Here is a 12,877-nt window from a genome sequence, read left to right on the forward strand (position 1 = left end):
GATGGTACTGCAGGGGGGACCCTGTGGGAGAGTAGGACGCCGCCGAACAAATATTGGGAAAACCCCGCATCTTCGGATGCGGGGTTTTCTGCGTTTACGGGGTTGTTTCGGAGGTGCCGGCAGTATTCCAGGTGAGGGGCGTAGTGGCCGGGTACTACCGTGGCCCGTATGAGCACCGACACCGATCAGCGGACCGACAGCGAAGAGCGGTACGTCGTCCGGGCCATCCGGGCCGACGAGTGGCCCGCGCTGAAGGAGCTGCGGTTGGCCGCGCTGCGGGATCCGGTGGCGCACCTCGCCTTCCTGGAGACATACGAGCAGGCTGTCGCCCGGCCCGAGTCGTTCTGGCGGCAGCGGGCGGAGCGCGCGGCCGAGGGTGCCGACGGGGCCCGGCAGGTGATCGCGCAGGGGCCGGACGGGGAATGGGTCGGCTCAGTGACCGTGCTGATCGAGGAGGCGGGGACCATGGACTGGGCCGGGTTCCCGGTCGAGCGGCGGCAAGGGCATCTGGTCGGGGTGTTCATGCGGCCCGAGCATCGTGGGTGCGGGCTGACCGAGCTGCTCTTCGACGAGGCGCTGAGCTGGGCCTGGCGGCAGGCGCTGGAGCGGGTGCGGTTGATCGTCCACGAGGAGAACGGGCGGGCTCGGGCGTTGTACCGGCGGGTGGGGTTCGTGCCCAGTGGGGTGACGGTGCCGGTGGTGGGGAGAGCGGGGGAGGCTGAGCTGGAGTATGTGCTGGAGCGGCCCTGAGTGGGGTCTGGCTTGGGGTGGGGGCTGCCTTTTTTCGCCGGGTGAGGGTGGGTGGGGGCTGGTCGCGTAGTTCCCCGCGCCCCTGACGGGGCGGGTTCCGGGCCGGGATCGCAGGTGCGGGTGCGGCATCTCTGGGCCCCTTCCCGTGTCACGGGCGGGTCACGACTCCGGGGAGGTCCTTCGAATACCTGGGAATGAGCCGGAGTTCGGGCCCTAGGATCCTCCACGCACCCAGCCTGACGGACCCGGGGGACACCACCGTGAGCCCACCAGACCGACCCGACGACGCGGGGGCCGACAACGCGGCCCACATCGGCGGCGACGCCCATGGACATGTCGTCGTCGGCAATCAGAACCTTGTCGTGGACGCCCACGACGGCTCCACGGTCACTGTCGTCGTGCCCGGCGCGCAGCCGCGCCCCGAGCGTCGTACGCGCACCGCGCTGCTGCCCCGCCGCCAGCAGGAACCGCTCGGCCGGGACGCCGAACTCGCCGCGCTGGAGAGCCACCTCGCCACGCACCGCGTCGTCCAGATCTATGGACCTCCCGGCAGCGGCACCAGCGCACTGCTCCGGCACGCCGCCCGCCACCTGCCGCCCGGCCGGGACGGCGTGGTCTTCATCGACGCCGTCGGCCGCGACCCCCGAGATCTGCCCCAGATGCTTTTCGAGGCCGGCTACGACACCCAGGGCTATGCCCCCAGCGACACCGATCTGCGCCGCCTGATGGCCGGTGTGGAGATCACCGTCTACCTCGACCACGCCGACTTCGGCCGTGACCAGATCCTCGCCCTGCTGGAGACCGCCCCCGACGCGGTCTTCGTGCTGGCCGGGACCGGGCGCACCCTGCTCCCCGGTGACGGCGGGCACCTCGAAGTGCGGGGGCTCGGCCAGGAGGCCGCCCTCGACCTGCTCTCCCGTGCCCTGCGGCGCCCGCTGACGGATGAGGAACGGCCCCTCGCCGCCGACCTCTGGCGGGCCACCGACGGCATCCCGCTGCGCCTGGTCCAGGCTGCCGCCGCCGCGCTGTCCGGCGCCGCCCAGCGGCTGCCCCGGCCCGGTGAGATCGCCGGGCTCGTGCCCGTGCTGCTGCGTCGCCTGGACACCCCGTCGACGAGGGTCGTACGACTGCTCGCCGCGTTCGGCGACGCGGGGCTGGCCCCCGGCCACATCGGCTCGATCACCGACACCGGCGGTTCGGCCGCCGACCGCTGCCGGGAGCTGGCCGAGCGGGGGCTGCTGACCGGTACCGACGACGGCGCCTACCGCTGTACCGCCGAGGTCGTCGCCGAGATCCGGCGGCAGCCGCCGACGCCCCTGCCCGTCACCCGGATCGCCCGGCACTTCATCACCTGGCTGGGCCGGCCCGACACCACCCCGGCCGACGTCGCCCGGGTGAGCGAGGCCCTGGAACGTGCCGCGGCCCTGCTCCAGCAGGCCGGACACCCCGAACTGGCGGTGGCCGTCACCCGTGCCGCCGCCCCGGCCATGGCACGCTCCCTGCGCTTCGGCGCCTGGGGGCGACTGCTCGACCGGGGGCGGGACACCTCCCGGGCCGCCGGGGACCGGGACGCCGAGGCGTACTTCACACGCGAACAGGCCATCCGCAACCTCCTCATCGGACGCCGGGTCCTGGCCGCCGCGCTGCTCTACCAGGCCGTACTGATCTGGCGGGAGCTGGGGGACACCGAGGCGCTGGGGCAGGCGGAGGCGTTGCAGCAGGCGTTGCCGCCGGTACCCGAGCAGGGGGGTGGGGTGGCGGGTGATGTGGGGGAGGTGGGGGACTCGGGCGCGATGTCGCCTGATGGGGGGTGGTCGGACCGAGTCCAGCCGGACGTGGTGCCTTCGGATGGAGTGGCTCCCGACCTGGTGCCTTCGGGCTCAGCGTCCCCGGCGCCCCCAGCCCCCGACACCGCCGCCCAGGTCGTCTCGCCGCCCCCGGACGCGGGAAGCGTCTCGGCGTCCGTGGCTTCTCCGCCGCCGCCCGCCGCCCCGGCCGATCCGGCCGCCCTCGGTGCGGTGGTGCCCGACCCCGCCTCCGCCGCCACGTCGGCCGCGCACGGCTCGACCGCGGCCTCGGCGGGTTCCGGCGCTGCAGGCACCGTCACGACCGCCGCCGCCACGACCACCGCCGGTGCCGGTGCCGGTGGGATCGCCCTCGCCGTCCTGGCCGTCCTGGCCGTCATCGGCGTCGCCGTCTTCGGCCCCCGTCTGGCCTCCGCCATCGACGACGCCACCGGGGACTCCCAGGCGGCCCCCACGCCGTCGTACTCGGCGCCGCCCTTCTACGACGACAGCGGCGCCGAGCCGGAACCCGACCCCACCGACCTGGCCGGCATCTGGTCGACACCCGGTGGGGATGTGCAGATCGTCGCCCTGGGCACCGGGGAGTACGGCTTCAGCACCGGTTGCGAGACCATCGGCCTGAGCGGCTACGGGGACACCTACACCGGCACCGCGAATCTGTACGACGTCGACGCCGCGGACTGCGCGAGTGTGCTCGGCACCGCGACCGTCGAGGTGGAGCTGATGCCCGGCGGGCAGAGCGCCGTCTACTCGCTCTCGGGTGCGGAGTTCTACGACGCACAGGGGCAGGGTGACTGTCTCAGCTGCACCACGGAGACCTGGTCCCGGGTCTCCACCGGATGACCTCCGTATGACTTCCGTATGAGGAGGAGTGAGGGGTAAGCGATGGGATCGAACTCCGGCGGCCGGTACACCGTCCGTATCGGCGGCAGCGTTGGTGGGCATGTCGTGGTGGGCGATGGCAACAAGGTGGTGTCGTCGGGCGATGGCTCTTCCGAGGTGCCGGACCCGGCGGAGCCCGCGAAGCCGGCCGCTTCCACCTCGGTCACCGCTGACGGCACCCGTGCCATCGCCGCGCACACCGTCCACACCGCGATCACCGGCGATCACAACACCGTCAACCCGGCCCCGCCGCCCCGTACCTGAGGCAACTGCCTCTACCGGACGGGGAGTTCCTCCCCCGGCCAGCGTGACCGGGCCTGTTCGCGGGAGCGGAGGAGGGCGAGGGTGGGCAGGCCGCGGTCCGTGCCGTGGGTGAGGAGGGCGGGCAGGCCCGGGATGGGGGCGACGGCGGCGATGTCGTCCAGGACCAGGGTCAGTGGTGGGTCGAGGCGACCGGAGGATGACCGTTCGGCCATGTGCCGGCCGCGCTCGACCACGCTGGAGACGAGGGCCGTCAGCAGGGGCATCGCGGCGGGATTGGCCCTGGGGTCCTCGATGGATTCACCGACCACATAGAGCGTGCCCCCTTCGTGCACAAAGGAATCCAGGGCGAGGGCATCGGCTCGATTCGGTGTGCACGCCTCCCGGACATTCACCGTGAACAGGGACGACAGCGCGCGTCCCGCCAACTCCTGAGCTATGTCACGGCGTTCGGGGTGCGAGGTGAGCGCGGCTTCCAGTTCGCCCGCCGCGCCGGGCGCCGCCTTCGGGTGGGTACGGAGGGTGCGTACCGCGTCCTGGATCTGGTTGCCCTGCGCCCAGCGGTGGACATGGCGGACCGTACGGCCGTCCAGGGCGGCGGCGTGCAGACAACTGCGCAGCAGGGTCTCGGCGGTGTCGGCGACGGCCTGGTCCAGCTTGGCGGTCGGTCTGACCGGCGCGAGCAGCGCGGTGGCCCGCTCGGCCGCCGTCGCCTTGTCCTCGCAGCCCGCGGTGGGGGACCAGTGGAGGCGGGCCGGGGTGTCGCAGCGGTGGGTGGGGTCGTAGAGGAGGACCGGGCCGAGTTTGGCGCGGGCGTCCTTGGTGGCCTGCCAGAGGGCCGGGTCGGAGGTGACGACCAGTGCCGCGCCCTCGGCGTCGCGGACGGCCTGGGCGGCGGTGGTGCGACGGCGCTCGGGGGGTTCGAAGAGGAGGGCGTCCCGGACGGGCTGCTCCCAGAGGGACTTGTCCATGGCCGGCTGGTCCACCGTGGGCTCGGCAACGGTCGGATGGTCCGTGGGGGACTTGTCCAAGGAGGGGCCGGTCGGGGTGGGATGAAGCGGTGGGGTCGGTGCCGGTGCCGGTGCCGGTTCCGGGGCCGGTCTGGGGGTGGGGACGTCGTACGTGCGCTGTTCGGCCGGAGGCGCCGCCTTCTTCGTAGCCGCCGCTCGTGCGTCCGCGCGTCTGTGGTCGCGGCCCGCCTTCCAGCGGGCCGTCGTGCCGAGGACGAACACGGTCAGGACGACCAGCACCATCAGCTGGCCGATGAACAGGCCCCAGAACAGGCCGTACCCGGTCAGCTGGGCCGCCGGGGTGTCTGGCCAGGCGCCCGCGATGTCGTGCGGCTCGGCGACGAGTTGGCGTATGGCGAGCGGCGTACGGCCGAAGGTCACGCCCTGGGGCCAGGCGCCGTGGGTGAAGAGGCCGGCCAGGCCGGTCGCCGTCCACACCAGCACGGTCATGCCGAGCAGGAACGCGAGCAGGCCGACCAGCAGGCCGTCCGGGATGCCGCCCTGGCCGTCCCGGCCGTCCTGACGGTGATCGTCGCGTCGCACGCCGCCGCCCTCCTTGCCCTGTGCCCTGCCCGTGCCTTGCCGGTTGCCTCTACGCCACTGTCGACTCGGAGTCGCCGAGGTGCTGTTCCACGAAGGCCGCCGCCCGCTCCTCGGCCTCCAGTTCGGCGGCGCGCAGGGCGTCGTCGGCGAAGTCGGCGGAGGACTGGGTCATCGCGCGGTCGGTGAAGACCAGCGGGCGTTCGCTCTCGCTGATCAGATGCTTGACGACCTGGACATTGCCGTTGACGTCCCAGACGGCGATGCCCGGGGTGAGGGTGGGGATGATCTCCACGGCCCAGCGGGGGAGTCCCAGGACCTTGCCGGTGGCGCGGGCCTCGTCCGCTTTCTGGGCGTAGACGGTCCGGGTGGACGCCATTTTGAGGATCGCCGCCGCCTCCTTGGCCGCCGCCCCGTCCACCACGTCGGAGAGATGGTGGACCACGGCGACGAAGGACAGACCGAGGCGGCGCCCGAACTTCAGCAGGCGCTGGAAGAGCTGCGCCACGAACGGGCTGTTGATGATGTGCCAGGCTTCCTCGACCAGGAAGATGCGCTTCTTGCGGTCGGGGCGGATCCAGGTGTGCTCCAGCCACACGCCGACGATCGCCATCAGGATGGGCATGGCGATGGAGTTGCGGTCGATGTGGGAGAGGTCGAAGACGATCAGGGGCGCGTCGAGGTCGATGCCGACCGTGGTCGGGCCGTCGAACATGCCGCGCAGGTCGCCGTCCACCAGCCGGTCCAGCACCAGGGCGACGTCCAGGCCCCAGGCGCGTACGTCGTCTATGTCGACGTTCATCGCCTCGGCGGACTCCGGTTCGGGGTGGCGCAGCTGTTCCACGATGTCGGTGAGGACCGGCTGGCGTTCCACGATCGTCTCGTTGACGTAGGCGTGGGCGACCTTGAGGGCGAAGCCGGAGCGTTCGTCCAGGCCGTGGCCCATGGCCACCTCGATGATCGTGCGGAGCAGGGCGAGCTGGCCGGTGGTGGTGATGGCGGGGTCGAGGGGGTTGAGGCGGATCCCCATGTCCAGGGCGGCTGTCGGGTCCAGGCGGATGGGTGTTATTCCCAGCTCCTGGGCGATGAGGTTCCATTCGCCGACGCCGTCCTCGCCCTGGGCGTCCAGGACGACGACCTGGCGGTCCCGGAAGCGGAGCTGGCGCAGGACGTACGTCTTCTCCAGCGCCGACTTGCCGTTGCCGGACTCGCCCAGGACCAGCCAGTGGGGGGCGGGGAGCTGCTGGCCGTAGAGCTGGAAGGGGTCGTAGATATAGCCCTTGCCGGAGTACACCTCGCGGCCGATGATCACGCCGGAGTCGCCGAGGCCGGGCGCGGCGGTCGGCAGATAGACCGCCTGGGCCTGGCCCGTGGACGTGCGCACCGGGAGCCGGGTGGTCTCGACCTTCCCGAAGAGGAAGGACGTGAAGGCGTCGGTGAGGACGGACAGCGGGTCCCGCATCTGTGGGCCTACCTTCGGATGCCGGTGGCGAACGGGAGGGTGTTCACAAAGGCCCGGTGGTGCTCGCGGTCGCACCACTCCAGCTTCAGATACGACTTTCCGGCCGAGGCCCTTATCGTCCGCTTGTCGCGGTTGAGGGCCTCCGGGGAGCGGGAGGAGACCGTGATGTAGCCGACCAGGTTGACGCCGGCAGCGCCGCTGGCGAGGTCGTCGCCGCGCTGGTCGAGCCGGTCGTGGGCGGCGATGTCGCGGGGGTCGACGGTGCGGTTCATCTTGGCGGCGCGGGATGCCTCGGCGACGTCGTTGGTCTTCTCGGTGAGCATTCGCTCGATGGCGACCTCGGTGGGTTCGAGGTCCATGGTGACGGCGACGGTGCGGATCACGTCCGGGGTGTGGACGAGGAGGGGGGCGAGGAAGTTGACGCCGACGGGGGTCATCGGCCACTCCTTCACCCAGGCCGTGGCGTGGCACCAGGGCTCGCGGGTGCTGGACTCGCGGGTCTTGGCCTGGAGGTAGGTCGGCTCCATGGCGTCCAGCTCGGCCGGCCAGGCGTTGCGCTTGGTCATGGCCTGGATGTGGTCGATGGGGTGGTCCGGGTCGTACATGGAGTGCACGAGGGAGGCGAGCCGGCCCTGGCCGAGCGGCTGGCGGACCCGGATGTCGGCCTCCTGGAGCCGGGAGCAGATGTCGGTCAGCTCACGGGCCATGACGACGGCGAGTCCGGCGTCGCGGTCGGCCTTGCCGCCGCGCGGGCGGGCCGCGCGGGCCATGGCCTGGGCCTCGGCGGCGAGTTCGCGGGAGTAGTGCATACAGGCCACGAGGTAGGCGCGGTGCTGCTCGCTGCTGGTGGAGACCATGGAGCTGAGCTGTTCGTAGGACTCCTGGAGCCAGATCGGCGACTTCTCGTCGCCGCGTACGGAGACGTCCTTGGCGTGGGCGTCGGGGTCGGCGGGCAGGGTGCGGGCGAGCATCTGGAGGCGGGTGACGAAGCCGTCGCCGTTGGCCACGTGCTTGAGGAGGGTGCCGAAGCGGTCGACGAGGGCTTCCTGGTCCTCGCTGTCGCGCAGGCCGACGCCGGGGCCCTCGATCTCGATGGCGGCGGTGACGGTCTTGCGGTCGGCGTGCAGCAGGACGGCGATCTCGTCCGGGCCGAACGGGGCGGCGAGCCAGGTGATGCGGCCGATGCCGGGGGGCGGGCCGATCTCGATCTCGCGGCCGTCGACGCGGGTGCCGGCCTCGATCACGCCGGAGCGGTAGGCGGTGCCCGCGCGCAGGCTGCGTTTGTAGCTGCGGTTGATCTCGAACCACTTGTAGAAGGTGCGGCGCTTGTAGGGCACGTAGACCACGGCGAGCGCGATCATGGGCAGGCCCGTGAGCAGCACGATCCGCAGGGAGAGCACGGGGACCAGGAGCCCGCACATCATGCCGAGGAACGCGCCCGCGATGATCAGCGCGATCTCTCCGGTCTCGCGATTGCGGCCGACGATCGCGTTCGGCCGGGCGCGGCCGATGAGATACGTACGGCGGGGCGTCATCGGATGGGACAGATGGGACTCGGTCGTCAACGCCCTTCACCTCCCGTGCGGTTGTTGCTGCTGTTGCGGGTGTTGCCTGCGTGAGGTGAGTTCACCGGGTTGGACGAGCGCGGGGCCGGGGCGGCGGGGGCCGGTCCGCCGCCCGAGGGGGTCCGGGTGCTGTGCGCGGCGACTCCGCCGGCGGCCTGGTTGGCCGGACGGGGGGCGCTGCCGCCGGACTGGCCGCCGCCCTGGTCGGCGCGGGTGCTGTGGGTCTTGATGCCCTGGGCGACCAGGGTGGCCGGGGAGCTGATCACGGCGGCGGCCTTGCCTTCGGCGCCCTGCATGATCCGGTTGTTGCGGGAGCCGGCGAGTTCGTCGCCGAAGCCGGGCACGAAGCGGTAGATCATCGCGGACGCGAAGATGGCGAGCAGGATGATGGCGAGGCCGGAGACGACGGCGGAGAAGGCGTCGGGCCCGTCGTCGGCGGAGAGCGCGCCGGCCAGGCCCAGGACGATCACGATGACCGGTTTCACCAGGATGACGGCGATCATGATGCCGGCCCAGCGGCGGACGTGGCTCCACAGGTTCTTGTCGACGAGTCCGGCGTAGACGACCGTGCCGAGCAGGGCTCCGACGTAGAGCAGGGCGGCGCGCAGGACCAGCTCCAGCCAGAGCACTCCGGCGGCGACGATCGACACCATGGAGACGACGATCAGCATGATCGGGCCGCCGCCGATGTCCTCGCCCTTCTCCAGGGCGGAGGCGAAGTTGCCGAAGAAGACGTCGGTCTGGTCGCCGGTGGCGCCGGCCATGACCTCGCTGATGCCGTCGGTCGCGGAGACCACGGTGTAGAGGATCAGCGGGGTGAAGGCGGAGGCCAGCACGGTCAGCCACAGGAACCCGATGGCCTCGCCGACGGCGGTGGCGAACGGCACGCCGCGCACCGCGCGCTTGGCGACGGCCAGCAGCCACAGCAGCAGGGTGAGGATCGTGGACGCGGCGAAGACCACGGCGTACTGCTGGAGGAACTGGGCGTTGGTGAAGTCCACGTTGGCCGTGTCCTGCACGGCCTCGCTGAGTTTGTTCACCGTCCAGGAGGCGGCGTCGGCGCAGCCCTGGGCGAGGGACGTGAGGGGGTCGAGGGTGGCGTCGGGGGTGGTGCTGGTGGTGTCGGTGCCGGTGCCGCGTTCGCAGTACTCGCGGGCCTCGCCGGAGATCAGGTCGCAGTCCGTCGCGCTGCCCGAGGGGGACGGGGAGGGGCTGGGCGAGCCGGAGGGGTCGGTGGTCGGGTTCGGCGGGGTGGGCGGTGCGGCCATGGCCCGGGTGGCGGTCAGGACCAGTGCGGTCTGTACGGCCGCCACGACGCCGGCGAGCCTGAGCGCGCGCTGCGGGTTACCGCGCATACGTGAACCCTCCGTACTCCTCGATGGCCTTGCTGATCTCGTCGGAGGTGGCGGCTCGGTCGTCGCCGGGGACCGGGGCGGGGCCGTCGGTCTGGGTGTGCTCGGTGATCTTCCAGTCGCCGCCGGTCCAGCGCAGGTCGAAGGTCCAGGTCTGCCAGGTGGAGGTCACGGGGTCGGTGGAGCGCTCGCCGGACATGCCGGTCAGGGCGAGGTACCAGACGGCGACCTCGGCGGCGGTGTCCGTGTACTCCTCGGTGGTGGTGCCGATCGGGACCACGCGGGAGACGAAGGTGGAGCCCTCGGGCGGATCGCCGTTCTCGTCGAGGCCCATGGAGCCGAGGAAGCCGGCGGAGTACGCCTGGTCCATCGGGCCCTTGAGGCGGGCCGCGGCCTCCGGGGTGAACAGCGCGTCGACCAGGGCGTGGCGGCTGTCCGTGTGGAACATGCTGGTCGACCCCAGTGCCACCGCGAAGTTCGCCGCCGCGCTCTGCGCCCCCTGCTCGCTGCGGGCGTAGCCGGTGGGGACGCCGTTGGTCTCGGACCGGACCGGGTCGGCGCCGCTCGGGGCGGTGGCCGCGGTGTCGGGTGGGGCGGCGCTGTCGGCGGAGTCGGTGGAATCGCTGCTTCCACGGTTCGCGAAGGCGATCGCGGCGATCAGCAGGACGACCACGCCGACGACGGTGACGAGGCTTCTGGAGGAGGAGCGGCCGGTGCGCCGGGCGCCGCCGTAGGGTCCGGACTCGGGCAGCCGGGTGCGGGTGGAGCCGCTGCCGCCGTACTGGTCGGAGGCGTCCTGGCGTGTGGAGTCGCCGTAGCCGCCCTGGTCATCCCCGAGGCTCATGTCGCGTGTGCCCCCTCGACTCGGTCGCCGTCACCGTCGTGGTTGTCGTGGTTGAAGAAGCCGTGGTTGAGGAAGCCGTGCCGGATGCGCCGAAGACGCCGAAGACGCTGGAGACACGGCTCCGGATACGACGGTAGCCGGGCGGGTCGCCGCGCGGGCGCGGTGTGGTGACTCGACATCAGGGAAACGCAACCTCAGCCGGTGGGCACGACGGGTGGGTGGGGTGGAGGGGGCCGGGCGTGCCCGGACGGGACCTGGGGACTGGCTGTGCGTCGGGTGGGGCCGGGTGCCGCGGGGGGTTGCGGGTGCGGGGCCCCGCGGTGGCGGGGCTACACGGCCATGCCGTACACGATCGTGAACAAGGTGCCCAGGGAACCGATGATGAAGACGCCGGTGAGGCCGGCGATGATCAGGCCTTTGCCCTGTTCGGCGCTGAAGGTGTCGCGCAGGGCCGTGGCGCCGATGCGCTGCTTGGCCGCGCCCCAGATGGCGATGCCCAGACAGATGAGGATGGCGACCGCCATCACCACCTCGATCATCACCCTGGCCTCGTTGCCCAGGGTGCCGAAGGGGCCCCAGTCCGGAGCGATCCCGCCGATGATGGTGTTGATGTCTCCGGTTTCGGCCGCAAAGAGCATGTAAGTCACCGCCCCTGGTGGGTTGTTCTGCTTTCCCCTGCGGAGTGCAGAGTTCAGGCATCATTCTCGCCGACGATGACGCTCTCGTATGTCGACTTGGCGTCATCGGTTGGCGGGTTTCGTACGAATACCACGTATCGTCACTCTGTGTATCACGGCAGGTCACGCCGGGCAACGAAGTGGGAGCGGAACCTGTCGTGTGGTGCCGTCGTTGAGCCCTTTTACGGTCCGCGACTGTTCGTGACGGTCGGCCGGGTGAGGGGTCGCGCCCATGTTCTGGCGGGTGCAGGCTATCGCCGGGCGGGTGGGGTGTGATGACGCGGGGTCAGGGATGCGGGTGGGATCCGGGGGGCGCCGGTGGTGATCGCGGGTGCGGCGAGCCGCCTTGAAAAAACGGCTGGATTGTGTGGGTCGGCCCGGTGCCGGGGCGTCAGAAGGCGACCGGGGCCGGGTGTTGGGGGTGCGCCGGCCGCGCGGACGGTCGTTCTCGATGGCGAACCCTTTGCGCGCGGTGGGCGCACGGTGGGCGCACGGGCGGTGCGTGGTCCGTGCGTGGTCCGTGCGTGCTCCGTGAGCGGGTCTGTGCGCGGGTCCGTGCGCCGGAGCGCGCCGTGCTCGTACGGTCCCTCGGCCGCGGCCCCTGTGGCGGGCGCGAAGAGGCCGGGATAATGGGCGACTCGACGGCGACTCGACGGCGACTCGGGCGGAACGGGCCTTGAACGGAGCCGGGATGGGGCAGGGTTGAGGCGTGCGGAAATGGTGGATCGGCGGCGGGATCGCGGTCGCGGCCGGGCTGAGCTTCATGATGGTGCTCGTCATCGGCGTGTATCTGATCGCCGGGACCGTCGCGGGCGGCGTCGGCAGTAGCGGCAAGGCGCTGGCCAAGGGCTCGGTGCCGGCCGCGTACGAGGCGCTGGTGCAGCAGTGGGGCAATCTCTGTCCCGCGATCAACCCGGCCCTGCTCGCCGCGCAGCTCTACCAGGAGAGCGGCTTCGACCCCACCGCGCAGTCCCCGGCGCAGGCGCAGGGGATAGCGCAGTTCATCCCCGGCACCTGGGCCACCCACGGGATCGACGGGGACGGCGACGGCGACCGCGATGTGTGGGACCCGCAGGACGCGATCCCCTCGGCCGCCACCTACGACTGCACGCTGGCCGGTTATGTGGAGGACGTGCCGGGCAACGCCACCCACAACATGCTCGCCGCCTACAACGCGGGCGCGTACGCCGTCATCAGATACGGGGGCGTCCCGCCGTACGACGAGACCGAGAACTACGTGAAGGTCATCACCTCCCTGGAGGAGAGCTTCGCGGCGCCCACCACGCGGGTCGATCCTTCCGAGCAGGCGGCCGGGGCCATCCACTACGCCCAGGGGAAGATCGGCACCCCTTATCTGTGGGGCGGCACCGGTACGGCGGCGCAGGACGGGCGGTTCGACTGCTCGGGGCTGACGCAGGCGGCGTACGACAGTGTCGGGATCACGCTGCCCCGGGTGGCCAATGACCAGTACAATGCGGGGCCGCATCCGTCGCGCGACGAACTGCTCCCCGGTGACCTGGTGTTCTTCTCGGACGACCTCACCGACTCCCGGGCGATCCGCCATGTCGGGATCTATGTGGGCGGCGGGTACATGATCGACGCCCCGCGCACGGGCGCGCTGATCCGCTTCGACCCGATCGACACCCCGGACTACTTCGGGGCGACCCGGGTCACGGCGGACGGCGCGGAAGCCCTGCCGACGGACATCTGACGGAGATCCGATCACGAT

General features: G+C 71.6%; 10 protein-coding genes. 4 read left to right on the forward strand and 6 right to left on the reverse strand.

The window, feature by feature from the left end; all coding sequences use genetic code 11:
- Positions 1-168: 168 nt before the first annotated feature.
- From ACFRFC_RS31050 to ACFRFC_RS31060, 3 genes are all read left to right on the forward strand, one after another.
- Positions 169-750, forward strand: a complete 582-nt coding sequence (locus ACFRFC_RS31050) for a GNAT family N-acetyltransferase (RefSeq protein WP_382683782.1) — start codon at positions 169-171, stop codon at positions 748-750.
- A gap of 260 nt (positions 751-1,010) precedes the next feature.
- Positions 1,011-3,398 carry an ATP-binding protein gene (locus tag ACFRFC_RS31055; protein ID WP_382683785.1) on the forward strand — a complete coding sequence of 796 codons (2,388 nt, stop codon included), beginning with the start codon at positions 1,011-1,013 and terminating at the stop codon, positions 3,396-3,398.
- Positions 3,399-3,440: 42 nt separating this feature from the next.
- Positions 3,441-3,701, forward strand: a complete 261-nt coding sequence (locus ACFRFC_RS31060; RefSeq protein ID WP_382683788.1) for a hypothetical protein — start codon at positions 3,441-3,443, stop codon at positions 3,699-3,701.
- Between the two features lie 11 nt (positions 3,702-3,712).
- Here the strand turns inward: ACFRFC_RS31060 and ACFRFC_RS31065 are convergent, their stop codons facing one another.
- The 6 genes from ACFRFC_RS31065 to ACFRFC_RS31090 form a co-directional block, all read right to left on the reverse strand.
- Entirely contained in the window at positions 3,713-5,251 is a 1,539-nt protein-coding gene (locus tag ACFRFC_RS31065; RefSeq protein WP_382683791.1) for a type IV secretory system conjugative DNA transfer family protein, read from the reverse strand.
- Positions 5,252-5,300: 49 nt separating this feature from the next.
- The gene (locus ACFRFC_RS31070; RefSeq protein WP_382683793.1) at positions 5,301-6,710 is read right to left on the reverse strand and encodes an ATP-binding protein; all 1,410 of its coding nucleotides are present in this window, start codon (positions 6,708-6,710) and stop codon (positions 5,301-5,303) included.
- A gap of 8 nt (positions 6,711-6,718) precedes the next feature.
- The gene (locus ACFRFC_RS31075) at positions 6,719-8,275 is read right to left on the reverse strand and encodes an SCO6880 family protein (protein ID WP_382683795.1); all 1,557 of its coding nucleotides are present in this window, start codon (positions 8,273-8,275) and stop codon (positions 6,719-6,721) included.
- Positions 8,272-9,630, reverse strand: a complete 1,359-nt coding sequence (locus tag ACFRFC_RS31080) for a hypothetical protein (protein WP_382683797.1) — start codon at positions 9,628-9,630, stop codon at positions 8,272-8,274. The genes ACFRFC_RS31075 and ACFRFC_RS31080 overlap by 4 nt, the downstream gene beginning before the upstream one ends.
- Positions 9,620-10,471 (reverse strand): hypothetical protein, encoded by an 852-nt coding sequence (locus ACFRFC_RS31085; RefSeq protein ID WP_382683800.1) that lies wholly within the window; start codon positions 10,469-10,471, stop codon positions 9,620-9,622. Before ACFRFC_RS31085 ends, ACFRFC_RS31080 begins: the two co-directional genes overlap by 11 nt.
- Before the next feature lie 329 nt (positions 10,472-10,800).
- Entirely contained in the window at positions 10,801-11,109 is a 309-nt protein-coding gene (locus tag ACFRFC_RS31090) for a hypothetical protein (RefSeq protein ID WP_382683802.1), read from the reverse strand.
- Positions 11,110-11,911: 802 nt separating this feature from the next.
- Here ACFRFC_RS31090 and ACFRFC_RS31095 point away from each other — a divergent pair.
- On the forward strand, positions 11,912-12,859 hold the full coding sequence (locus ACFRFC_RS31095; protein WP_382684473.1) for an NlpC/P60 family protein: 948 nt from the start codon (positions 11,912-11,914) through the stop codon (positions 12,857-12,859).
- The last annotated feature ends 18 nt before the right edge of the window (positions 12,860-12,877 follow it).

The organism is Streptomyces sp. NPDC056734 (assembly GCF_042790455.1).
In the GTDB taxonomy this organism is placed as follows: Bacteria; Actinomycetota; Actinomycetes; order Streptomycetales; family Streptomycetaceae; genus Streptomyces.